Source organism: Ammoniphilus oxalaticus (assembly GCF_003609605.1).
In the GTDB taxonomy this organism is placed as follows: domain Bacteria; phylum Bacillota; class Bacilli; order Aneurinibacillales; family RAOX-1; genus Ammoniphilus; species Ammoniphilus oxalaticus.
Genome location: NZ_MCHY01000011.1, coordinates 61403 through 84792, shown reverse-complemented (window position 1 = coordinate 84792; position 23390 = coordinate 61403). Strand labels below are relative to the sequence as shown.

The window sequence follows — 23390 nt, the reverse complement described above, 5'->3', positions numbered from 1 at the left end:
AAAGGGCCCCTTTCATAAAATGATTGTTTTGTTTTATTGTTGCGGGATGTGTGGAACCTGCGCCATCTGCTGGGTGTTGTTGTTTTGACAATGACGCAATAACAATTTGTAATGTTTTAAGTGTAGTTGACCCATTTGATTTAACATTTGTTGAACTTGAGAACATTCCGCTTCATTGGCATAGTGCGCGCATTTTTTTGCAGCCAAAAGCAACCATGACATTCCGTCTTTTAAATACATTGAGTCTTTCGTGGTCACCACGGCAGGTGGCGTCATGATCAGCGGTTGTTGATTATGCATAGGATTTTGCGTTGTCATTTGCATTAACGATAGACCTCCCCAACCCTCAAATTTTTAGATGCACTTATGGTTTTCCCGATTACCGCCTAGATTAAGCTGGTAAATTAAACATACAATAAAAAAGAGGTTATCAGTGTTAATTGATAACCTCTTTTGGCGAAGCCGTGAATTCTATCCGCGTAATTCGAATATTCGTTTGTTCTAATTCCAAATCTAAATGGCGCAAGAAGGCGTCATGAATGGCTGCTTGGATTTGCGCGGTAACTTGTGGAATGTTGTCCTCAAGTCTAAGTGTTAAGCTCAATTCTACTTGAGCGGTTGGAACGTGATCGAAGTCGAGCCTGACCTTATTTATTTTTGCCACTGAACGAAACGGATTGCTGCTGTGGATTACGATCTTTTTTAGGGCCTGTTCCGAAATGTGGATTTTTCCAATTTGAAAAGGGGGGTGGACGATTGTTGTTTCTCCTAGTTCCTCCTTTTTAGCGGAAAAAATTTTATCAACCTGGGCGATCAAACGATGCATCAGGTCTTGTTCTACTTGTACACGCGGGATCGGAATTAAGTGCTTGCCTTGTATGCCGCGATGAAAACGGGCAGTCCTGATTTCAGAAGGCCCGCGAATTTCAGTAATATCGATAAAATGATCGATTTCAGGTAGTTCAAGCGCCTGTTGAATACGGCGTGTCATCCGTTTAGAAGTGCCAATGATCAATAAACGTTTAACTGGATATTGGCGCAGCGCTTGTTTCACTTCCTCCGCATGGGCCTTGTTCAAAAAGATGGCCCGTTTAACTGCAGCGACGGTTGTGTTCTCATATTTCGCTGATTTGCCAGCGATTTTTTTGCCGTGATAGATCAGCAGCCCATCATCAATGATCGCCTCAATCTGATGTTCATGGGCCAAGCCAAGGGCGCTGGCGCTTTTGCCAGTGCCGCTTGGACCATGTAATGCAAATATTTTCACGAATAAAATTCCTGCCTTTATCTCAAATAGTTTAACGTTCTATTCATGTTTAAGCTTTGGAACGGGTGAGTTCAGTTCCAAGTTCAATTGAGCGTTCTTTTGCTTTAAGGATGCAGGAAACGATGGCTTCATCGACTTTGTGTGAACGCAACGTATCTAATCCTGCCTGTGTTGTGCCGTTCGGGGAAGTTACCTTTTCGCGCAGCGCGGTTGGGGTTTCGCCCGTTTCATGTAACATTTGAGCTGCCCCGATGATTGTTTGTAGGGTGAGCTCGCGCGCCATCTCCTGATCGAGCCCGGCTTCCATCGCGCCTGCCAATATCGCTTCCGCTATATAATAGATGTAAGCGGGACCGCTGCCAGAGACGCCAGTAACCGCATCCAACTGCGCTTCTTCAACAGTCACAACCATTCCAATCGCTTCAAAAATGCGCGAAGCGGTTGCAAGGTGTTCGGACGTGGCCGTCGCCCCTTGGCAAAGTCCGGTCGCTGACTGTCCAATCGTCGCCGATGTATTCGGCATCGCTCGGACAATTGGCGCATGATGGCCAAATTGCTTAGAAATAAACGTTGTTGTAATCCCGGCGATTACGGAAATGATAAGCTGATCGGAATGGGTGAGCGCTTTGATTTCCGCAATGGCGCTCTCCACATCGTTCGGTTTCATAGCTAATATCAAAATGTCGGCTTCGCGAATGTATTTTTCTTTTTGATCGGCATCGGCAACGACTCCAAAGTTATAAACGAGTTCATCCAAGCGGAATCGGTCGCTGCGGTTCGTAATACTAATCGCGCCGGGTTTGACGATCCGTTGGTTAAGTATACCGGCCAGCACCGCTTCGGCCATTGACCCTGCGCCGACAAAACAGATTTTTTTATTTGTTAGCATCTGAATCTCACGTCTCCTCACTATGATCTGATTTGTCCCGTTCCTTGTAAGATGTACTTGTAAGAAGTGAGTTCTTTCAATCCCATTGGGCCGCGCGCATGTAGTTTTTGTGTGCTAATGCCAATTTCTGCGCCGAAGCCAAATTCAAATCCGTCTGTAAAGCGGGTGGATACATTGTGATACACAGCTGCGGCGTCAACTTCATTCAAAAATTTACGGGCATGTTGCTCATTTTCCGTTACGATACATTCTGAGTGCCCGCTGCCGTACTGATCGATATGTTCAATCGCAGCCTCTACGGAATCAACCAATTTTAACGCGACGGTTAGATCAAGGTATTCTGTTGCCCAATCAGATTCATCTGCAGCATCAAGATCGCTGATCGTTTGCTTCGTTTGTGAGCAAGCCCTCACTTTAACCTTTTGTTCATTTAACGCTGAAATTAGTTTGTTAAGGGATTCGACTCCCCAATCTTTGTGTACCAAAAGGGTTTCAACAGCGTTGCAGACGCCAGGTCGTTGTGTTTTTGCGTTGAGGGCAATGTTGACCGCCATCGTCGGTTCCGCCGCCTCATCGATATAGACGTGACAGTTACCGATTCCGGTTTCAAGCACAGGCACTGTCGCGTTTTTGACGACATGCTCAATTAATCCCGCTCCGCCGCGAGGGATCAATACATCTAAGAATTGATTCATTTGTAACATTTGATCAGACGTCTCGTAGGACGTATCTTCAAGTAATTGAACAGCTGTCGCAGGTAAGCCAACGCTCGTTAGCGCTTCTTGAACCACTTTCACAATTGCTTTATTCGATTCAAGAGCGGAAGAACTGCCGCGCAGGAAAGCGCAGTTGCCCGTTTTCAAGCACAGCGCCGCCGCGTCAGCAGTTACGTTTGGACGGGCCTCGTAGATTATCCCGATAACGCCTAACGGCACTCTCACTTTATCAATCTTAATTCCGTTTGGACGGTCATATGACTCCATAATTTCACCAAGTGGATCCGCTAACTCAATCACTTGCTTGACGCCGGTGACCATATCTTGTATCCGTTGTTCGGTTAGAATGAGTCGATCTAAAATAGCGGCTGACGTGTTGGCTGCTTTGGCCCGCTCCACATCTTGTTTGTTTGCCGCGAGGATCGGAGTATGATTGGCTGATAATCCATCCGCAATCGCTTGTAATGCTTTATTTTTCAATTCAGTTGATGCTTGTCCTAATGTTTTTGCGGCTTGTTTGGCCGCTTTCCCTTTTTGTAAAAGTTCACTCATGTTTATTCCCTCCATTCATAAGATACCCATTCATCGCGATGAATGATTTCGGGTCGGTTGTTTCCCGAACCGAGTGACATTGCATATTGTGAATCGTGTCCCATCGCTTGTTCAATTAGATCGGATGCGTAATTAACGACTCCTTTTCCAAGACGGTCACCGTAAGCGGTGATCACTTCAACGATATCGCCTTGCGCAAATTGGCCGCGCACTTCGATGATTCCAGACGGGAGGAGGCTCTTTCCCATTTCCATTAACGCCATTTTTGCCCCGCCGTCGACGACTAGGCATCCTTTAACATCCGCGTGAAAAGCAATCCACTGTTTTTTGTTATTCATCGTGGAAAGTTCGGTTGAGCCAAAGTAGGTTCCGTTTCCATTCCCCTCGAGGATTTGATACAGCTTTTCCTGGCCAACCCCTTCGCCGACAAATACTTTCACGCCGAAGGATAGAGCAGTTTTAGCGGCGATCACCTTGGATCTCATGCCGCCTGTGCCGACATCAGAGCCAGCCCCGGAGGCCATTGCCTCAATTTCTGGCGTAATCTTTTCCACGAGCGGAATTTTTTTAGCGGTTGGATCTGTGCGTGGATTGGCGTTATACAGCCCGTCTGTATCCGTCAAAATGATTAGCAAATCAGCGTGAATGGCTCCGGCGACAAGGGCGGACAACATATCGTTATCGCCAAAAGTTAACTCATCGATTGAGACGGTGTCGTTTTCGTTGATGATTGGGACCGCTCCACGTTGCAGCAGGGCAGTTAGTGTATTATGGGCGTTTGTAAATTGCTGCCTTGTTGAAAAATCGCGTCGTGTCAGCAGCAATTGAGCGACCGGAATGTGAAATTTTGAAAAAGCCTGTGAATACGTATAGATAAGCAACCCTTGTCCGACAGCGGCGGTAGCTTGTATCATTTCCATAGATGAAGGGCGTTGGGCAAAGCCAAGCGAATGAAACCCGGCGGCAACCGCCCCTGATGAAACTAAAATGACTTCATGACCTAACTGTTTCATATAAGCGAGGGCGTCGACATGGTCTGTTAACTTAGAAAGCGAAATGCCGCCCGCTTTCTCTGTTAAGGAACTGCTTCCAATTTTAACGACAATCCTACACCTTTTTTTCTCCTGCAGAATTTGCAGCACGTCTGATCACACCTTCGGTTGGAGAGTTTTAGTAAAAAACCCTTTCATCCTTAAAAAATAAGGACGAAAGGGTTCTTCCGCGGTACCACCTTGATTGGCATTTACTGCCCACTTTACGTTGATAACAGGGTCGTCCCTGTTCAGGATTCACTCCTGAAAAGCTATGGGGCAGGACAGACTAGGCATAATGGCGATGGTTTTCAGCCGCGACCATCACTCTCTGCGACACATGACACTTGATCCGATTCCCCAATTATCGCTATTAGATTAGTGTTGACTCTATCATTTATAAGCAATCTTTTTTTAAGTTCATTATGCATGAAAACAGCGAAGATAGTCAAGCGAAACAACGGGTATTGCTTGCTTGACATCGAGCCAAGATCATTTTACAATTAAATTAATATATTAAAACTATATTCATAGGTATAAACTATCTTTAATTGACAGTGACAACAGTGTAATATGAACGGGTTGGATGAAAGCAGAGATAGTTGGAAGGAGTATGAAATTGGAAACATCCGCGACTTATTCTCAGGAACAAGATACGGTAGAGGCGTTATCTTCGGTTGAACAAGATTTGGGGCCGTTGACGTGGCGTGATTATGTCCAAGTGACCAAGCCTGGGATTGTCAGGTCGAATTTAATTGTAATTGTAACCGGTTTTTGGTTGGCTTCCGCTTGGAAGGGATCATTTGATTTTATGTTGTTATTGTATACGATCCTTGGCGGCTCACTTGTTATGGCAGGTTCCTGTGTGTTAAACAACTATTTAGACCGCGATTTAGATATTAAAATGGAGCGAACGATGGAGCGGCCGATTGCGACAGGTCGAATGTCGGCGAAAACAGCATTAGGTTACGGCATGCTTCTAATCATTGCGGGGACAACAGTGCTTGGTTTAACCGCAGAAAACGGCTTGGCGGCTTTACTCGGTATAATCGGCGCTTTCTTCTACGTCGTTGTCTATACGGCTTGGATGAAAAGAACAACCCACTTGAATACGGTGGTCGGCGCGATCTCAGGGGCAGTCCCGCCAATCATTGGTTGGGCGGCAGTAACGGGCAATTTGGAACAAGGCGCTTGGCTCTTATTTTCATTTCTGTTTTTATGGCAGATTCCGCACTTTCTTGCCTTAGCGATGATGAAGGCGGATGAGTACCGTGAGGCTGGCTATCATATGTTGCCTGTTACGAACGGATTTCTTGAAACAAAGCGTCAAATTTTACTTTGGACGGCAGCGTTGGTTCCTGTTTCTCTGTTCATGTATGAAGCGGGTATCGTTGGGAAGTTGTACTTTATTTCCGCTGCGGCGCTCGGACTTGGGTGGCTTGCTTTAGCTGTTAAAGGTTTCTTCGCAAAGGATGATATGAAATGGGCTCGTTCGATGTTCCTGTATTCTTTGCTGTACTTAGTCGTTTCCTGTGTGATTATGATGGTGGATGTGGTCATTTAAGGATCCGCTAGACCATTGAAATTGTTTTTGTGTAAAATAAAAGAATAGGTTAAACTAATAAACAAAGTGATCTGAGTAGGAATAATTCATTTATCCTACTCTTTTTTTTGTTTAAAGTTACCTTGCTGAGGGCAAAAGCAAGCGATGATAGCAGATTGTATGGGGACGATTTCGGGTAGGCGTAAGGTCCACTGAGGATGAAATTATGTTAAGAAATAGGTAGATTTTTGAACGACAGACGGAGTGGTCAACATGGAAAGCAGAAAGTTTTTTACGTTAGTGTTAGCCATCGCGATTGCGGGGATGAGTCAAGGGTTAACATTGCCCTTGCTTTCGATTATGATAGAAACAGCGGGATACTCATCCACGTTAAACGGCTGGAATGCCGCAGCCTTATATATTGGGATGTTCTTCGCTTCTTTTTTCGTAGAGAAGCCGTTGCGAAGATTTGGCTATAAAAAGATGTTGTTATTTGGTGTTATCGTTGTTTTCATCGCCTCGGCAATGATCCCGTTTTGGGAGCATCTGTGGTGGTGGTTTATGTTGCGGTTCATGATCGGGGTGGGCGATAGCGCGCTCCATTACACGTCGCAACTTTGGATTACATCAAGCAGTCCCGCGCATTTGCGGGGACGAAGTATTTCTATCTACGGATTAGCGTATGGAAGCGGCTTTATGATCGGTCCGTTTGGCGTTAACCTTTCATTTATTAACGAATACCTCCCGTTCATTGTTGTCTGCGCGTTATATTTTATTTCCTTCCTTTTTGTAATTAGATTGGAAAACGAGTTCCCTGCCCAAGTAGAACAACGCAGCCGAGTTGGCTCTTATCGGACGGCATTCGCGATCGGTTGGTTTGCGCTTATTCCCGCCTTTATGTACGGTTATTTGGAGGCGGTATTGAATGGAAGCTTCCCGATTTATGCTTTGCGAACAGGAATTGGCGCCGAATGGGTCCCAATCATTTTGTTTTCCTTCGCGGCTGGAGGGATTATAACCCAACTTCCGCTGGGGATGTTAAGCGATCGAATCGGTCGGAAGAAGGTGTTGATGGGAGCCGCGTTGATCGGATCTCTCGCTTTCTTGGCAGTTCCTTTAATGGATGGTCAGGTGAGCGGTATCCTCATTCTAGCCATATTGGCGGGCAGTGTCGTTGGTTCCTTTTTCTCACTGGGGCTTGCTTTTTTGGCGGACACGCTTCCGGGGCGATTGTTGCCAACAGGGAATGCGCTGGCAGCTATTTTGTTTAGTATAGGCAGTATCATCGGCCCGAGTGTGACGGGAACAGGGATTGAACATATTCACCCAAATAGTCTGTTTTACTCCTTGTCGCTCGTGTTTATCGTCTATTTCCTACTTGGACTGCGACCGAGCAAGTCAAGTGGGTCGTATAAACAACCATTGAAAGGGTGTGAACCATGATGATTCAAGTGAAAGAACTGCATAAATATTATGGCGATTTGCAAGTGCTGAAAGGAATCGATTGCGAGATTAATGAAGGTGAGTTGGTCTGTGTGATCGGCCCGTCAGGTTCAGGTAAAAGCACATTTTTGCGTTGCCTAAATGCCTTAGAAGAAATTACGAGCGGGCATGTCATTATTAATGGGAAAGATTTGACGGACGCCAACATCGACATCAATAAGGTGCGGACGGAGGTCGGCATGGTGTTCCAACAGTTTAATCTTTTCCCGCACAAAACCGTTTTGGAAAACATAATGTTAGCTCCGATGAAAGTTCTAAAAAAGCCAGGCGCGCAAACAAGGGAGCAAGCGATGCTATTGTTGGGTAAGGTGGGTTTGGCTGACAAGGCCGACGTTTATCCAGAAAAATTATCTGGAGGTCAAATGCAGCGGGTGGCGATTGCTCGCGCGTTGGCGATGGACCCGAAAATCATTCTATTTGACGAACCAACCTCCGCGCTTGACCCCGAATTAGTTGGTGAGGTATTATCGGTTATGAAAGATTTAGCGAAGGAAGGGATGACGATGGTCGTTGTCACCCATGAAATGGGTTTTGCCCGCGAAGTGGCCGATCGAGTCATCTTTATGGATAAAGGTGTGATTCAAGAAGAAGGACAACCTGTTGATATTTTTTCAAATCCACAAAATGAACGCACAAAGGAATTCTTAGGAAAGTTACTGTCTCATTAGAGAGACAATCGAGATCATAACAAGTCTTGCTAGGTTGAAAGCCTATGAGCAAGACTTTTTCTATTGGGAGGGGAAGAAATGTTTGTTCGTGGTTTTTTACAAGGATTAAAGCATGAGTACTCAAGTCCGATCACATATTACTTGCCGCTTGGGGATGAACAAGTTACATTAAATGATCTATTAGGAAGAGAAGTCCGCGTCTCTTTTTTAGGGGAAATTGAATGCGTGAAATGCGGACGCAAGATTAAAAAGACGTATCAAAGCGGCTACTGTTATCCGTGTGTGATCTCTTTGCCTGAGACAGATTTGTGCATCGTTCGACCCCATGACTGTCATTACGATGAAGGAACGTGTCGCGATGCTGAATTCGGCGAAGCTTATTGTATGATCCCGCACTATGTGTATCTCGCGGTAAGCAGCGGTATTAAAGTCGGGGTTACGCGTAAACAGAATGAAATGAAACGATGGGTGGACCAGGGAGCAATTCAAGCGATCCCGATAGCGGAAACACCCAATCGCAAAACAGCGGGCGAGCTTGAGGTTGCCTTGTCGCAACATTTGCCAGATAAAACAAATTGGCGCAAAATGTTGCGCGGGGAAGCGGAACTGCTTGATCTGCTTGAACTACGCGAGCAAGCCTTTTCGTATTTTCCAGAAGAGTACAAGCGCTACGCGATTGAACAGGAAGATTGGATCGAGATCGTCTACCCGCTGTTAGAGAGTTTGGAAAAAGTGAGGACCTATAACCTGGATAAACAACCGTTGTTACAAGATAGATTAATTGGGATTAAGGGGCAATATTTATTGTTTGAAGGCGCAGTTTTAAATGTAAGAAAATATTCGGGCTATAAAATTGAAATTGGCTATTAATTACGCCGTGATGGAATCGCCAATAACTGGTTAGATGTGGTAAAATAAAGGGGACCATACATAAAGGAGGAACAATACATGAATTTGCCTACCCAGTTAAAGTACAGTAAAGAACATGAGTGGGTTCGTGTAGAAGGAAACAAAGCTTACATCGGCATTACTGATTTCGCCCAATCTGAGTTAGGGGACATTGTGTTTGTTGAGTTGCCATCTGTCGGAGATGAGATCGCCGTGAATGATACGTTTGGCACGGTTGAGTCCGTTAAGACGGTTTCAGAACTTTATTCCCCTGTCAGCGGCAAGGTAGTAGAAGTGAATGCTGAGCTTGAAGACTCTCCTGAATTTGTGAATGAATCGCCGTATGAGAAGGCGTGGATGATCGCGGTTGAATTAGCCGATGCCGCGCAAGTGGATCAATTATTATCTGCGGAGCAATACGAAGCTTTTGTTAAAGGTTAATGGAGGAGGTGACTTGGACAAGTCACCTTTTTCGTTTTTATGTTTGATCAAGGTAAGTGGATGATTTCTGCGGGATGGGTAATGATACCAGCGCAACCATCCATTCCCAAGGGCTTCTTTTTTTAGCCATTCAATCCAACATTTAAGTCTATGAAAAGTAGATATGCTCAACTACAATTGAATATAGATGAAAATAGTGTCGGCTACACCATCGTGTGTTGTTCCGGTGGGGAGGGAGGAAGTGTCTTATGAGTTTTTGTTGCGGAGCTAGCATGATTGGCGCTTTAGGGAGTTTGCGCCATTATCGAACTTACATTAATAATGTGCCAATCCTGCACTGTCCAGTTTGTAACCGTATTGACGTACATCCGAAGGTGGAGGAAGAGTACGAGATTATATGCGAGTACGCGCAAACTGACGATATCCCTGAGATTGACTTTAAAGAATATATAAGCAAAGAATCGTTGCAAAATATATTTGAAAATTGCACCGTTGTTGATGAAGGAAGCATCGAGCAGGTTTTCCGCCAACAGATTGATAGCGCCCTCGACTTGCTAATCGTGGCCAAACAGATCAAAGACCGCGAGTGGGAAGAAATGTTGAAAAAGCGACTCAATCGTCTGAGCGAACGGTTAAGCCGATGGCAAACACGCGAAAAACAAAGATAATTACATTTAGGGAGATCTTACAATCGTGAGATCTCCCTTTTATTTTTATACGAAACGATAAAAAGTGGACGCGCTTCCCTTGTGTTGGATAAAATGATTTGAAAGGTGTCGATTTATAACGGACATAAAACAATAAAGTTACCGAATGGTTATATTGTGAGGTGAAAGCATGTTTTTGAGTCGCTTCATAGGAAGGCGTTCTTCAAATCCCTCATTTACTGGGCGTGATTTAACGTCTGAGGTTGTCTTTGCTCAACAGGGAGACGTGGAAACGCGCAATGAATTATTGCGCCAGTATACCCCTTTTATTTCTCAAGTCGCTGCAAAGGTCTGCAAAAGATACATTGATCCAAAGCAAGATGACGAATTCAGTGTAGCCTTAGAGGCCTTTGATGAAGCGATTACGAATTATAGCGAGGGGAAAGGAAGCTCATTTTTATCTTTCGCTAATCTTGTGATCCGACGCAGGATTATTGACTATATACGCAAAGAAGCAAGGCATCGTGGCAGTCTGGCGTTTGAGCATACGATTGAGGGAGAGGAAGATTCCGATCAATCTCCTGTTGAAGTCCAAGCCTCGCTCGAACAATATCAGTTGGATTATGAGTCTAGTTTAAGAAGAGAAGAAATCCAACATTACAAAGAGAAGCTTGAAGAATACAAGATCGATTTAATGGAATTGCCAGATCTATCTCCTAAGCATGTTGACGCGAGAAGGAACGCTATTTCCATCGCCTCAATTGTAGCGAATAACTCGCAGTTACGAAATTCTTTTTTAGCTACGAAAAAGTTGCCAATGAAAGAATTAATGGGACATGTGAAAGTAAGCAGAAAAACTGTGGAACGAAATCGAACGTATATTGTCGCTGTGATTTTATTATTAGTAGACGATTATCGCTACTTGCATGATTATTTAAATATTGAACCTGAATCTGAAAGGGGGGAACGTATTGAAGAAGGGCATCGTGATGCAGGCTACTGACAAATGGACAGTTGTAATCACCCCCGAAGGAGAGTTTATTAAAATACCTCACCAACCGAACCATCTAGAGGGTGTTGAGGTCCTATTTTCCGCATTTGAAACGAGCCGACAAGAAGGGAAACGGATTTGGGCTCGCCGCTTGCTGCCCGCTTTTTCAATTGTGAGCGCTTGTTTGTTATTCTTTTTGATCGTTACTCCCTTTTTAGGAGAGAAGGAAACCTATGCCGCTGTAACAATTGATATTAATCCGAGTGTCGAATTTGAGATCAATCGGCGAACGCAAGTAATCGGAGCCGAGGCGTTTAATGATGAAGGCGAACAATTGTTGCGCAATGTTAAGTGGAAAAGTCAATCGCTTGGAAGTGTAACCGTGAACGTAATTCATCAGGCGCAAATGCTCGGCTATATAAAAGATGAGCAACAAGTCGTGATTACGACGACCTATTTGCAAGAGGAGCGATCGGAAAATATAGGTCAGTTAATTGAAGAGACGCCGTTAGATCAAGAATTGACGGTCTTGTTTGTCGAAGGAGATGAACAATGGCGTAACGAAGCGAAAAGTCAGCAGCGTTCCCCAGGCTTTTATATTTTAGAAAAGAAGGCGCAACAAGCGAATATATCGATGACAGAGCAAAGTTCGCATCAATTGAATGTGAAAGAGTTGCAGCCTGTCGAAGGATTTAAGGTTCTAGAATTTCACCCTCGAAATGATCTAGCTTCGGTGGCTAACAAAAAGACACAGAAACAAGTGAAAGAGAAAAAGAAAAAAGAAGAGTTGAAAAAGGAGGATAAAAAGGCAAAGAAAGAGAAGGAGCGCGCTGAAAAGGAGCAGGCACAGAAAGAGAAAGAACGTTCTAAAAAGGAGCAGGAGAAGAAAGAGAAGGAGCGCGCTGAAAAAGAGCAGGAGAAGAAAGAGAAAGAACGTTCTAAAAAGGAGCAGGAGAAGAAAGAGAAAGAACGGGCTGAAAAGGAGCAGGAGAAGAAAGAGAAAGAACGGGCTGAAAAGGAGCAGGAGAAGAAAGAGAAGGAGCGCGCTGAAAAGGAGCAGGAGAAGAAAGAGAAAGAACGCTCTGAAAAGGAGCAGGCAAAGAAAGAGAAAGAACGCTCTGAAAAGGAGCAGGCAAAGAAAGAGAAAGAACGTTCTAAAAAGGAGCAGGAGAAGAAAGAGAAGGAGCGCGCTGAAAAAGAGCAGGAGAAGAAAGAGAAAGAACGTTCTAAAAAGGAGCAGGAGAAGAAAGAGAAGGAGCGCGCTGAAAAGGAGCAGGAGAAGAAAGGGAAGGAGCGCTCTGAAAAAGAGCAGGCAAAGAAGGAGAAAGAACGGGCTGAAAAGGAGAAGGAAAAGAAAGAGAAGAAGCAAGACAAAGACGAAGATGATGAGGACGATTAAGCGTTTGAGAAGAGTCACATCTTAAATCCTTGCTTCATATTATGTGGTAACTTCCATTTTTTAAGGGAGTGAACGCATGTTTAAAAGGAATGAGCAGGATTGGGTGATCTTTTGGATTTCGGTCGCTATCTTCATTGCGTTAGTAGCAGGGACGGTGTTTACGAAGTAATCGCTTGAGGTTATAAGCAAGCCATTACTTCTTTTTTATTTTTTAAGCTAACGGCATATACTCCACTAATTGTAAGGAGGCAAACAAAAATGGAGGGGAAGCCTAGCTTGCAATTGCGTCAAATACTACAGTCGGAACGGGTATATTTTAATTTATCTACACCACAACTGATAGAAGAGGTAATTCAAAGAGGAGAAGGCATGTTAACGGTCAGTGGCGCGTTGAGTGTGTCAACGGGAAAGTATACAGGACGTTCACCAGGTGACAGGTACATTGTTAAGGAAGGTTCCGATCGCGATCACATTGCTTGGGGACCATCTTCTGCCCCTGTCCCGATCAACCAATCGATCGAGGAAATCAAGTTTGAGAGGTTGTACCAAGAACTGTTGCAATATTTGGGAGGAAAGCAGTTATATGTTTTTGAAGGGGCTGCGGGAGCGGATGCTGTCCACCGTATACCGATTCGAGTTATAAATGAATATGCATGGCAAAATTTATTTGCCCAACAATTGTTTATCCACCCCTCCCAAGAAGAACCTTTTGAGCCGAATCGCGCGTTTACAATTGTTTGCGCCCCGGGCTTTGAAGCTGATCCCGCTCAACATGGCGTGAATTCAGAGGCGTTTATTATAATTCACTTATCGAAGCGGTTAATTATTATTGGCGGCTCCTCTTATGCGGGGGAAATGAAAAAGTCCATTTTCAGTGTATTGAACTACCTGTTGCCAAAACAAAATGTATTATCGATGCACTGCTCAGCTAATGTTGGAAAAAAGGGGGATGTCGCTTTGTTTTTCGGGTTATCCGGCACGGGTAAGACCACGTTATCGACGGATAGCGAGCGGCGTTTGCTGGGAGATGATGAACATGGTTGGTCTGAGCGTGGCGTGTTTAATATTGAAGGTGGTTGCTATGCAAAGTGTATTCACCTGTCTGCGGAACAGGAACCGCAAATTTGGAACGCAATTCAATTTGGGTCTGTTTTGGAGAATGTGATCATCGATAAGGGAACGAGGGTCCCAGATTACAACGATGGACAGTTGACAGAGAACACGCGTGTCGCCTATCCGCTTTCGTTTATTCCGGGTTCGATTCGTTCAGGTGTAGCCGATCATCCGCGCGTGATCATTTTTCTGACTGCTGATGCGTTTGGGGTGCTTCCTCCGCTTGCGAAGTTGACAAAAGAGCAGGCCGTATATCACTTTTTGTCAGGTTATACGTGCAAGTTGGCTGGAACAGAACGGGGTGTTACGGAACCAGAGGTGACTTTTTCTGCTTGTTTTGGCGAGCCGTTCTTGCCCTTGGATCCGCTTGTTTATGCGCGGTTATTTGTGGAGAAGATAGAGAAACATGCCACTCAAGTGTATTTAGTGAATACAGGTTGGACGGGTGGATCCTATGGAACGGGCTCAAGAATCCCGCTAACCTATACGCGAACACTTATTAAAGCTGCAATTAATGGGACTATTCAGCAAGATGCTTACGTGGTCGATCCCATTTTTGGTCTATCTGTTCCACAAGCTGTAGCGGGTGTTCCAAGCGAACTATTGGTTACTAGTAACGCATGGAAAGACTTAAATGCTTATGAACGAGCCGCAAAAAGGCTGGCGCAACGATTTGTCCAAAATTTCATGAGGTTTAAAAATGTAGATAGAAAAATAATTGAGGCAGGACCGACTATATAAACAATCAAAACAACGATCCTTTTTATAAAAAAGGGTTTTTGTTTTGTTATTTGCGCTTACTTCCACAGTTCATCATACTATTTAATGAGGCTAGATCACCGAATAGGACAAGCTTTATAGTTATAAACCATACTTACTAAACAAAAGTATATAAAAAATATGAAAATAGTGTTTCTTTGCTAAATTCCATGTTATACTATAATATAAGAAGAAGATGATAATCAACTGAGAATGAAGAAGCGAATAGATTCTTCACTCTTTGTTCAAATAGGAATGGAGGAATAGATGAATATGGCAAATGTACCACATTTAAAAATAGAAGATCTTAAGGTGTCGATCGAAGATAAGGAAATCTTGAAGGGTGTTAACCTAGAAGTGAAGGGCGGAGAAATTCACGCGATCATGGGGCCGAACGGAACCGGGAAAAGCACACTATCCGCAGCGATTATGGGACACCCAAACTACAAGGTAACAGGCGGGGATGTTACTTTAGACAATGAAGATGTGCTGGAAATGGAAGTGGATGAGCGGGCTCGGAAAGGGATTTTCTTGGCTATGCAATATCCGAGTGAGATTAGCGGTGTTACAAATGCTGACTTCTTAAGAAGCGCGATCAATGCTCGCCGTGAAGAAGGCGATGAAATTTCTTTAATGAGCTTCATTCGAGAAATGGACAAACAAATGGGCGCGCTAGAAATGGATGAGTCTTTTAGTCACCGTTATTTAAACGAAGGATTTTCTGGCGGAGAGAAGAAAAGAAATGAAATTTTACAAATGATGATGCTAAAACCGCGCCTTGCGATTTTAGATGAGATCGACTCGGGTTTAGACATAGACGCTTTGAAAGTAGTTGCCCAAGGAGTTAACGAAATGCGTTCTCCAGAACTTGGCGTGTTGATTATCACTCACTATCAACGGTTACTGGACCATATCACGCCTGATTTTGTTCATGTGATGATGCAGGGTCGGATTGTGAAGTCTGGTGGTCCTGAGCTGGCGAAACGCCTAGAAGCTGAAGGGTACGATTGGATTAAAGAAGAATTAGGAATTGTTGACGAAACCGTTGGCGCTGAAATATAAGGGGGTGCTGAGATGACTGTTGAAACAAAATTGAAATTTAACCATGAAATGATCGCTCAATTTTCTCAGCAAGCTGGAGAACCCGATTGGATGCTTCAGTTGCGACTGAAAGGGCTGGAGTTACATGAGCAGTTACCCCTTCCAAAAGTAGAGAAAACAAAGATTGACAATTGGAATATCGACGGGTTTATCCCGTTTAAACAACATGATCCTGTAACAAGCTTTGATGCATTGCCGGAAGAAGCGCAAGCATTGTTGCAAGGGGATGGCGAGAAAGCTGTTCTGGTGCAAAAGGACGCATCGGTCATTTACACTTCGATCCCGGAAGCGTTACAGAAACAAGGAGTTGTGTTTAGTTCGTTACAATCTGCGCTAAACACGCATCCTGAACTTGTTCAAAAGTATTTTATGAGCAAGGAAGTCAAGGTAGACTCCCATAAAATAGCGGCATTGCATGCCGCGGCCTGGAGCGGAGGCGTATTCCTCTATGTTCCGAAAGATGTAAGGGTTGAGATTCCGATCCAAGCTCTTTTCTGTTCTTCCGAGAATGAAGCTGGATTGTTCCCGCATGTGTTGATCATCGCTGAGCAGCATAGCTCTGTTTCATATACAGACGCGTATGTTAGTTTAGGAGATGCAACCGCGGTTCAAAACGGAATTACGGAAGTTTATGTTGGAGCTGGCGCGAAGGCGCGCGTCAATTCGATTCGAACGCTAGCTGAGCAAGTAACAGACTTTATCTACCGCCATGCTACCGTGGAAAGAGACGGCAGAGTGGAGTGGGTGCTTGGCGAAATGAATGATGGAAATACAGTAACCGAAAATATGAGTCACCTATTAGGCGACGGTTCCACGTCTGATTCGAAAGTGATTACAATTGCGTCAGGCGCTCAACGGGAAAACGTTGTGAGTCGGGCTGTGCATACAGGGAAACATACAGATAGCCAAGTATTGATCAAAGGCGTAACGAAAGATGAATCATCGGCTATTTTGAACGGGATTACATTCATTGAAAAAGGCGCGATCCGAGCGAATGGGGAGCAAACAGAACGTTTATTGATGCTAAGCCCAGATGCTCGCGGTGATGCTAACCCAATCTTATTGATTGATGAAGATGATGTTACAGCGGGCCACGCAGCGAGCGCGGGTCAACTGAATCCGATGGAAATTTTCTATCTCATGTCTCGCGGATTGAGTCGATTGGAGGCTCAACGCTTAATCATCGATGGATTTGTTGCTCCAGTAGTAGACGAACTAGAAAGTGGTCTGAAGACGCACTTGCAACAGACCATTGAGAGGAAAGTGTCCATATGAATGTAAAAGAAATTAAAGCGCAATTTCCAATTTTACACCAAGAAATTAACGGGCATCCGCTTGTTTATCTGGACAGCGCGGCATCGACACAAAAACCGATACAAGTGATTGAGGCGCTTGATCATTATTATAGAAAGATTAATTCCAATGTGCACCGTGGAGCGCACACGCTGGGGACCTGGGCGACAGACGCTTATGAAGGCGCCCGAGAAAAGGTCAAGCGTTTTATCAACTCTCGTGAAACCGCGGAAATTATTTTTACGAGAGGGACAACGACGTCACTTAATATTGTGGCCCAATCTTATGCTCGTGAGTTTCTTAAAGAAGGCGATGAGATTGTCATCACCTTGATGGAACATCATAGTAATTTGATTCCTTGGCAACAAGCAGCGAAAAAAACAGGGGCGACGCTGAAGTATATTCCGATACAGGAAGATGGCACGATCAAACTCGAAGATGTCGAGAAGACGATCACGCCAAAAACGAAGCTCGTTTCGATCGCTTATATTTCGAACGTGCTCGGAACAATTCATCCGATTAAAGAGATTACGGAAATCGCCCATCGTAATGGCGCGGTGATCTGTGTTGACGGGGCGCAAGCAGCCCCGCACAAGCAGGTCGATGTGCAAGCCTTAGATGTTGATTTCTTCGCTTTTTCTGGACATAAGATGCTCGCTCCTACGGGAATCGGTGTTTTATACGGCAAACGGGCATTACTAGAAAAGATGGCGCCATTTGAGTTTGGTGGCGAAATGATCGATGATGTTGATTTGTATGATTCAACATGGAAGGAGCTTCCTTGGAAGTTTGAAGGAGGCACACCGATCATTGCGGGGGCGATTGGACTTGGAGCCGCGATTGATTTTCTGCAGGATATCGGCATGGAGAACATTGAGCGTCATGAACAACAGCTTCTCACCTACGCAAATGAGCAGTTGCGCGCAAATTTAGGCGATGGTTTAAAGATTTATGGCCCTGAACATCGCGCGGGTCTAGTCACATTTAACTTAGAGGGAGTACATCCTCACGATGTGACAACGGTGTTAGATGCTGAAGGAATTGCAATACGAGCTGGTCATCACTGCGCTCAGCCTCTAATGAAGTGGTTGAATGTCGCGGCGACTGCTCGCGCTAGTTTTTACCTGTACAATTCTGAGGAAGACATCGACGCTCTGATCAAAGGACTAAAAAAGACTAAGGAGTATTTTGGCAATGTCTTCTCTTGATGATTTATACAGAAGAGTTATAATGGATCATTACCAGCGCCCGAGAAATCGAGGCGAACTAAATGGCGAGGCTTTGACAGTTAATTTAAATAACCCATCTTGCGGGGATAAGATCCAGCTACAGATGTTAGTCAATGACGATAAAATTACAGATGTTAAATTCCTAGGGGAAGGATGTTCGATCAGTATGTCATCGGCATCGATGATGACCCAAGCGGTGAAGGGTCTTTCTGTTGAAGATGCCCTTCGGATGGTCGAGATCTTCACCGGGATGATGAAAGGAGCCGAACCCGAAGATGTAGATATTGATTTAGGCGATATCGAGGCTCTACAAGGGGTCGCCAAGTTTCCAGCCCGAATCAATTGCGCGATGTTAGCATGGAAGGCGCTACAACAAGGCGTTCGTGAAAAAGCCGAATAACGGCGAGAATCATAATCCCGTTTTTAAAACGGAATGATTCATCTTTTAAGGAGGTATATAATAAAAATGGCTAAAAAAATGCCTGAGCTTTCAGAATATCAATATGGTTTCTATGACAAAGATGTTTCTGTGTTCCGAACGGAAAAAGGACTTACAAAAGAAATTGTTGAAGAAATATCTAGAATGAAGCAAGAACCAGAGTGGATGTTAGAATATCGTTTGAAAGCTCTTGAAATCTTCTACAGCATGCCTATGCCACAATGGGGCGGCGAGTTAGGTGAGTTGGACTTTGATTCCATCACTTACTACGTAAAGCCGTCTGAAAAAATGGGTAAGACATGGGAAGAGGTACCTTCTGAAATTAAGGCTACTTTTGACAAATTAGGAATTCCTGAGGCGGAACAAAAGTACCTTGCGGGAGTGTCGGCTCAATATGAGTCTGAAGTTGTTTACCACAATATGCAAGAAGATTTAGAAGAGCAAGGGATTTTATTCTCAGACATGGATTCTGCTTTACGCGATCATCCTGAGATTGTTAAAGAATATTTTGGAACCGTCATTCCAGCGACAGACAACAAATTTGCCGCTCTGAATACAGCAGTATGGTCAGGTGGAAGCTTCATCTATGTGCCGCCAGGCGTATCGAGCGAGCAACCATTACAAGCGTATTTCAGAATCAACACGGAGAACATGGGACAGTTTGAGCGCACATTAATTATCGCTGATGAAGGAAGCTTTGTTCACTACGTTGAAGGCTGCACTGCGCCGATTCACTCGAGTGATTCCTTGCACAGCGCGGTTGTTGAGATCATCGTTAAAAAAGCGGCGCGCGTTCGTTACACGACGATTCAGAACTGGTCCGCAAACGTTTATAACCTTGTTACGAAACGAGCGATCGCTCATGAAGACGCGACAATGGAATGGATCGACGGGAATATCGGTAGTAAGGTGACGATGAAGTACCCTGCGGTTGTTATGGTTGGACCGCGCGCGAAAGGTGTGGTTATTTCAATCGCCGTTGCGGGTAAAGGAATGCACCAACACTCTGGAGCTAAGATGCTTCATATGGCCCCAGATTGTTCATCAACGATAATTTCCAAAAGTATGAGTAAAGACGGTGGGAAAGTAACCTACCTTGGACTATCCAAGTTCGGTAAAAACTCTGCTGGTTCCAAGGCCAATATCGAATGTGACACGATCATCTTAGATGATATATCTACATCCGATACGATTCCTTACAACGAAATCTTAAATGATAATGTGACGCTTGAACACGAAGCATCCGTTTCAAAAGTAAGTGAAGAACAACTATTCTACTTGATGAGCCGTGGACTAACTGAAGAGGAAGCAAAGCAAATGATCGTAATGGGCTTTATCGAGCCGTTTACGAAAGAGCTTCCAATGGAGTATGCGGTTGAAATGAATAGATTAATCAAGTTTGAAATGGAAGGCAGTATTGGATAATACGCTTGACTATTGGGTTTGTGGGCAATCGCTTCGGCGATTGCCCACAATTTACCCACTTTATTAAGCTAAGCGAGAAGTGATTTCGTATATTTATTTTGTAGGATCTTAAACTGTGTTTGCTGAAGAATTTTAATGGATGTTTTTGGGTTTTTCCGCAAGTACAGTTGCCCCCTTTTGGGTTGTTAGGCCTTATGTTAGAATGAATGGCAACCAGCATCATGTTTAATAAGAAACAAAAATAAGCATATTAGGAATGCTTCACTTAAACCGATCTTTTGAGTTATCATAAGGTCGGTTTTTATGATATATGGAGCGACAATGATTTTAGTGTATGACTTTTAATCGAATTTTGGCTTGTTTTTAAGATTTTGTAGGCTCGCATGGTTTATTCTTCCATGCTGATTTAGTATGATAGAGGGAATACATACTAAAAGCTTATGGATGGGAATTGGCTTGAAGGAGGAGAAATTGCTTGCGAATGCGCAAACTGCATATTTTACATACGAATGATTTACATAGCCATTTTGAACAGATGCCATTATTAGCAGGCGGCATTCGCGCGTTGCAGAGCAGTTGCGAGCAACGGGGGGAAGATGTGGTGATCGTTGACCTTGGAGACCATTCGGATCGGATGAGCCCGCTCACGGAGGGAACGTGGGGAGAGGCGAATGTCGCGGTCATGAACCAAACGGGCTATCAATTTGCGGCGATCGGGAATAATGAAGGGCTCACTTTTCCAAAAGAAAAGCTGTTATCCCTCTATAATTCGGCCAATTTTCAGGTCATTTGCTGTAATTTAAAAGACGAGGCAACCGCTGATTTTCCACCGTTTGTAAAGCCTTACGCGATTCAGGAGATCGACTCATTGCGGATCGGTTGGATTAGCGCCACCGCCCCCTATCCTGTCTATGAAATGTTAGGCTGGCAGATTCTTGATCCGTTCGATCAGATTGAACAGATAGTTGCGCAAATACGTCAACAGACAGATGTCATTATCGTGTTGTCTCATTTGGGCTATAAAATGGACCGTGAGCTAGCCAATAGATTAGAAGGGGTCGATCTCATTATCGGGGCGCACAGTCATCATCTTTTACAATCGGGTGTCGTAGAAAATGGAACATTTATCATTCAAGCTGGAAAGTTTGGGAACTATCTCGGACATACGACAATCTCAATTGACATGAATACAAAGCGTGTTATAGGCGTGTCAGGCATTTGCCGCGAAGCGACGCAATTTGCTCCCGATCAACAACTATCCGCGTTGATTGAGCAAAAAAGACAGGAAGCGGACCACACACTGAACTCTTTAGTTACAGAATTGGCCCACCCGCTGGTGAACGATTGGGAGGAGGAATCACCGCTTGGTAATTTGCTTGCGGAAGGATTGCGTAGTTGGGTTGAGGCGGAACTATCAATGGTCAACGCTGGACAGCTTCTATTTTCATTACCGCAAGGAAGAGTGACGAGAAAAGATCTGCTCGCGTTATGTCCTCATCCGATTAATCCGTGTAAAGTGATGATTAAAGGAAAGTATATAAAGCAACTGTTAGAACAGGCGCTTGATGAAGCGGTGATTCATCTTGAGGTGCAAGGACTCGGTTTTAGGGGAAAAGTGATGGGGTGGATGTGTATCGATGGCCTATCCGTCCATTATCATCCGCGGCGACAGGTCGGGCGGCGCATTACGGAGATGTATGTGCAGGGCGTGCCTTTTCAAGATGAACGAGTTTACTCAGTAGGCACGGTTGATATGTTTACGTTCGGATGGATTTTCCCGCTGTTCAGGGAAGCGGAAGAGATCGAATACTTTTTTCCAGAATTTATCCGTGATGTATTAGCGAAGGAATTGAGCAGCGTTGATGCTCTAGAACGGAGCGCTAAAAAAAGATGGATTTTAATGAATGAGGGGCGTTAAGAAGTAATGTTGATGGAGGGTGAAAAATGAAGTTTATCGATGATCTTTACAATCTTTACCGCGACCATTTAACCGGTGATGAAGAAGATGCGATTGCGATCGTGCTTGGCGTTTTACAAGATCAGGATGAAGAAGATTTGCTTAATTTAATTAAGCAAATGAATGAAGGGGAAGTATTTCAAATGCTGAGTATGTTTCTTGTAGAAATGATGAGACGAAAGATGGCAACCGAAGGGGTAGGCAATACAACGCTCGATACGCCCCCAAATACATATCATTGATCTGTTGTTGCACCGATTCTCTTCTAAGAACATAGACTAACCATAATGTTATGTTTCTTGGAGGGGATCAAAAGTGGTTGAAGTGAAACCCATCATCGTTGAAGGACACCAAGTCGTTTCCATTTCTGTGCAATTGCCAAAAACAAATCTGTTGATCGTTACAACCGATCGCGGTTATATTATGTGCGGAGCGCTTGATGTCGCTCTTTTGAATGAAAAATTGAGTGATCGAAATATTATTGCAGGCCGTTCATTAGGCGTGCGCACGATTGAACAATTGCTTGAAGCCCCGCTAGAGTCCGTGACAAAGACGGCGGAGGATTTGGGAATTAAAGCGGGAATGACCGGAAAAGATGCGATTCTCAAAATGGTATAAGCTTGGCAAGATGATAAATGGGCGAGATAGAAGGGTTGGCATAGCTAGCTTCTCTAGATCGTCCATTCTTTTTTGCCAATTTAGTGAAAAATAACTCCGCTAATACAATGCTTACATTTCCGATCAAAACGACACCCTGCTCTAATCAGTCGTTTGCTTCGAATTGGCTTTTAATAACGGTACATAATTTGAAAGAATGCGCGCAAACTAATTGACAATCATTATCAATGATTGTATTATATAGATGAAGGTGATAATCATTATCACCTTCAAGAAGAGAGGGGGAAGGAAACATGACTGTGCCTAAACTACTCATTGTTTATGCAAGCTTATCTGGAAATACAGAGGAAATTGCGAGCGTGATTGCAGCCGGCATTCATGAAGATGGCTTTGAGGTTGACATGAAGGAAGTTGAGTCTGTAACACCGGAAGAACTGCTGGAGTATGATGGTATTTTGTTAGGATCCTACACCTGGGGCGATGGAGAGTTGCCTGATGAATATATAGAGTTTTATGAAGGGTTGGACGCGTTGGACTTAAGTGAGAAAAAAGCGGCTGTGTTTGGTTCAGGAGATACATCCTATGAGCATTTTTGCGGGGGTGTCGATGTTCTGGAGGAAAAATTAACGGAACTAGGAGCCGAGTTAACCCTTGAAGGCCTAAGAGTTGAATTTGCGCCAGACGGGGATGAAGAGGAAGAAAAGTGCAAACAGTTCGGAAAAGATTTTGTAACAAGTCTATTCGCGGTAACCGCTTAAAAATATAAAATGGATCAGACAATGACAAGGCTTTAGGATCCACTAGAGCCTTGTTTTCGTTTTTCAGCGGGGGGTGACCCACGATACATAAATGCTCGTAAGCGTGCTGCGGTGATGGTACAATTGAGATGCGTTAAATGCCTATTCGGCGTGATCGCTTGAG

The 23390-nt window shown here is 44.2% G+C and carries 23 protein-coding genes; 18 read left to right on the top strand and 5 right to left on the bottom strand.

All coding sequences use genetic code 11. From position 1 onward, the window contains the following. Positions 1–33 precede the first annotated feature (33 nt). From BEP19_RS15605 to proB, 5 genes are all read right to left on the bottom strand, one after another. Positions 34–324: a hypothetical protein gene (locus BEP19_RS15605; RefSeq protein ID WP_245983639.1), complete on the bottom strand. Its 291-nt coding sequence runs from the start codon at positions 322–324 to the stop codon at positions 34–36. A gap of 112 nt (positions 325–436) precedes the next feature. Further along, positions 437–1267 carry an Asp23/Gls24 family envelope stress response protein gene (locus tag BEP19_RS15600; protein WP_120190864.1) on the bottom strand — a complete coding sequence of 277 codons (831 nt, stop codon included), beginning with the start codon at positions 1265–1267 and terminating at the stop codon, positions 437–439. Between the two features lie 49 nt (positions 1268–1316). After that, entirely contained in the window at positions 1317–2156 is an 840-nt protein-coding gene (gene proC / locus BEP19_RS15595; protein WP_120190863.1) for a pyrroline-5-carboxylate reductase, read from the bottom strand. A 20-nt stretch (positions 2157–2176) separates the two neighbouring features. Further along, positions 2177–3424 carry a glutamate-5-semialdehyde dehydrogenase gene (locus BEP19_RS15590; protein ID WP_120190862.1) on the bottom strand — a complete coding sequence of 416 codons (1248 nt, stop codon included), beginning with the start codon at positions 3422–3424 and terminating at the stop codon, positions 2177–2179. 2 nt (positions 3425–3426) lie between these two features. After that, positions 3427–4566 (bottom strand): glutamate 5-kinase, encoded by a 1140-nt coding sequence (proB, locus tag BEP19_RS15585; protein ID WP_281269308.1) that lies wholly within the window; start codon positions 4564–4566, stop codon positions 3427–3429. A gap of 502 nt (positions 4567–5068) precedes the next feature. On the opposite strand from proB, the gene cyoE reads away from it, so the two are divergent. The 18 genes from cyoE (at position 5069) to BEP19_RS15495 (ending at position 23227) form a co-directional block, all read left to right on the top strand. After that, positions 5069–6019, top strand: a complete 951-nt coding sequence (gene cyoE / locus BEP19_RS15580) for a heme o synthase (protein ID WP_120190861.1) — start codon at positions 5069–5071, stop codon at positions 6017–6019. Positions 6020–6271: 252 nt separating this feature from the next. Continuing rightward, a complete protein-coding gene (locus tag BEP19_RS15575; protein ID WP_120190860.1) occupies positions 6272–7441 on the top strand; it encodes an MFS transporter in 1170 nt (389 codons plus the stop codon). Beyond that, positions 7438–8169 carry an amino acid ABC transporter ATP-binding protein gene (locus tag BEP19_RS15570; RefSeq protein ID WP_120190859.1) on the top strand — a complete coding sequence of 244 codons (732 nt, stop codon included), beginning with the start codon at positions 7438–7440 and terminating at the stop codon, positions 8167–8169. The genes BEP19_RS15575 and BEP19_RS15570 overlap by 4 nt, the downstream gene beginning before the upstream one ends. 78 nt (positions 8170–8247) lie before the next feature. Further along, entirely contained in the window at positions 8248–9039 is a 792-nt protein-coding gene (locus BEP19_RS15565; RefSeq protein WP_120190858.1) for a DUF2797 domain-containing protein, read from the top strand. A gap of 78 nt (positions 9040–9117) precedes the next feature. Continuing rightward, positions 9118–9498 carry a glycine cleavage system protein GcvH gene (gcvH, locus tag BEP19_RS15560; protein ID WP_120190857.1) on the top strand — a complete coding sequence of 127 codons (381 nt, stop codon included), beginning with the start codon at positions 9118–9120 and terminating at the stop codon, positions 9496–9498. Between the two features lie 248 nt (positions 9499–9746). After that, entirely contained in the window at positions 9747–10166 is a 420-nt protein-coding gene (locus tag BEP19_RS15555; RefSeq protein ID WP_120190856.1) for a hypothetical protein, read from the top strand. Between the two features lie 175 nt (positions 10167–10341). Then, positions 10342–11148: an RNA polymerase sigma-I factor gene (gene sigI / locus BEP19_RS15550; RefSeq protein ID WP_245983637.1), complete on the top strand. Its 807-nt coding sequence runs from the start codon at positions 10342–10344 to the stop codon at positions 11146–11148. Beyond that, positions 11117–12535, top strand: coding sequence for an anti-sigma factor domain-containing protein (locus BEP19_RS15545; RefSeq protein WP_120190854.1), 1419 nt, complete (start codon positions 11117–11119; stop codon positions 12533–12535). The genes sigI and BEP19_RS15545 overlap by 32 nt, the downstream gene beginning before the upstream one ends. A gap of 258 nt (positions 12536–12793) precedes the next feature. Beyond that, on the top strand, positions 12794–14389 hold the full coding sequence (gene pckA, locus BEP19_RS15540; protein ID WP_120190853.1) for a phosphoenolpyruvate carboxykinase (ATP): 1596 nt from the start codon (positions 12794–12796) through the stop codon (positions 14387–14389). 291 nt (positions 14390–14680) lie between these two features. Then, complete coding sequence (gene sufC, locus BEP19_RS15535; RefSeq protein ID WP_120190988.1) at positions 14681–15469, top strand: Fe-S cluster assembly ATPase SufC; 789 nt, start codon at positions 14681–14683, stop codon at positions 15467–15469. 12 nt (positions 15470–15481) lie between these two features. After that, positions 15482–16783, top strand: coding sequence for a Fe-S cluster assembly protein SufD (gene sufD / locus BEP19_RS15530; RefSeq protein ID WP_120190852.1), 1302 nt, complete (start codon positions 15482–15484; stop codon positions 16781–16783). Further along, the gene (locus BEP19_RS15525) at positions 16780–18009 is read left to right on the top strand and encodes a cysteine desulfurase (protein WP_120190851.1); all 1230 of its coding nucleotides are present in this window, start codon (positions 16780–16782) and stop codon (positions 18007–18009) included. The genes sufD and BEP19_RS15525 overlap by 4 nt, the downstream gene beginning before the upstream one ends. Beyond that, positions 17996–18430, top strand: coding sequence for a Fe-S cluster assembly sulfur transfer protein SufU (sufU, locus tag BEP19_RS15520; protein WP_120190850.1), 435 nt, complete (start codon positions 17996–17998; stop codon positions 18428–18430). The genes BEP19_RS15525 and sufU overlap by 14 nt, the downstream gene beginning before the upstream one ends. 66 nt (positions 18431–18496) lie before the next feature. After that, positions 18497–19894, top strand: a complete 1398-nt coding sequence (gene sufB, locus BEP19_RS15515; RefSeq protein ID WP_120190849.1) for a Fe-S cluster assembly protein SufB — start codon at positions 18497–18499, stop codon at positions 19892–19894. Positions 19895–20375: 481 nt separating this feature from the next. Next, entirely contained in the window at positions 20376–21812 is a 1437-nt protein-coding gene (locus tag BEP19_RS15510; protein ID WP_245983652.1) for a bifunctional metallophosphatase/5'-nucleotidase, read from the top strand. A 26-nt stretch (positions 21813–21838) separates the two neighbouring features. Then, positions 21839–22093, top strand: a complete 255-nt coding sequence (locus BEP19_RS15505) for a DUF6154 family protein (protein WP_120190847.1) — start codon at positions 21839–21841, stop codon at positions 22091–22093. A gap of 73 nt (positions 22094–22166) precedes the next feature. Continuing rightward, on the top strand, positions 22167–22469 hold the full coding sequence (locus BEP19_RS15500) for a YunC family protein (protein WP_120190846.1): 303 nt from the start codon (positions 22167–22169) through the stop codon (positions 22467–22469). Between the two features lie 293 nt (positions 22470–22762). Continuing rightward, positions 22763–23227, top strand: a complete 465-nt coding sequence (locus BEP19_RS15495) for a flavodoxin (RefSeq protein WP_211329366.1) — start codon at positions 22763–22765, stop codon at positions 23225–23227. Positions 23228–23390 lie beyond the last annotated feature (163 nt).

Excerpts from the sequence above, each read along its gene's own strand:
- BEP19_RS15605 (WP_245983639.1), bottom strand. The coding sequence starts at position 324 with ATGCAAATGACAACGCAAAATCCTATGCATAATCAACAACCGCTGATC.
- proC (WP_120190863.1), bottom strand. The coding sequence starts at position 2,156 with ATGCTAACAAATAAAAAAATCTGTTTTGTCGGCGCAGGGTCAATGGCC.
- BEP19_RS15590 (WP_120190862.1), bottom strand. The coding sequence starts at position 3,424 with ATGAGTGAACTTTTACAAAAAGGGAAAGCGGCCAAACAAGCCGCAAAA.
- cyoE (WP_120190861.1), top strand. The coding sequence starts at position 5,069 with ATGAAATTGGAAACATCCGCGACTTATTCTCAGGAACAAGATACGGTA.
- BEP19_RS15575 (WP_120190860.1), top strand. The coding sequence starts at position 6,272 with ATGGAAAGCAGAAAGTTTTTTACGTTAGTGTTAGCCATCGCGATTGCG.
- BEP19_RS15570 (WP_120190859.1), top strand. The coding sequence starts at position 7,438 with ATGATGATTCAAGTGAAAGAACTGCATAAATATTATGGCGATTTGCAA.
- BEP19_RS15565 (WP_120190858.1), top strand. The coding sequence starts at position 8,248 with ATGTTTGTTCGTGGTTTTTTACAAGGATTAAAGCATGAGTACTCAAGT.
- gcvH (WP_120190857.1), top strand. The coding sequence starts at position 9,118 with ATGAATTTGCCTACCCAGTTAAAGTACAGTAAAGAACATGAGTGGGTT.
- BEP19_RS15555 (WP_120190856.1), top strand. The coding sequence starts at position 9,747 with ATGAGTTTTTGTTGCGGAGCTAGCATGATTGGCGCTTTAGGGAGTTTG.
- pckA (WP_120190853.1), top strand. The coding sequence starts at position 12,794 with ATGGAGGGGAAGCCTAGCTTGCAATTGCGTCAAATACTACAGTCGGAA.
- sufC (WP_120190988.1), top strand. The coding sequence starts at position 14,681 with ATGGCAAATGTACCACATTTAAAAATAGAAGATCTTAAGGTGTCGATC.
- sufD (WP_120190852.1), top strand. The coding sequence starts at position 15,482 with ATGACTGTTGAAACAAAATTGAAATTTAACCATGAAATGATCGCTCAA.
- BEP19_RS15525 (WP_120190851.1), top strand. The coding sequence starts at position 16,780 with ATGAATGTAAAAGAAATTAAAGCGCAATTTCCAATTTTACACCAAGAA.
- sufU (WP_120190850.1), top strand. The coding sequence starts at position 17,996 with ATGTCTTCTCTTGATGATTTATACAGAAGAGTTATAATGGATCATTAC.
- sufB (WP_120190849.1), top strand. The coding sequence starts at position 18,497 with ATGGCTAAAAAAATGCCTGAGCTTTCAGAATATCAATATGGTTTCTAT.
- BEP19_RS15510 (WP_245983652.1), top strand. The coding sequence starts at position 20,376 with ATGCGCAAACTGCATATTTTACATACGAATGATTTACATAGCCATTTT.
- BEP19_RS15505 (WP_120190847.1), top strand. The coding sequence starts at position 21,839 with ATGAAGTTTATCGATGATCTTTACAATCTTTACCGCGACCATTTAACC.
- BEP19_RS15495 (WP_211329366.1), top strand. The coding sequence starts at position 22,763 with ATGACTGTGCCTAAACTACTCATTGTTTATGCAAGCTTATCTGGAAAT.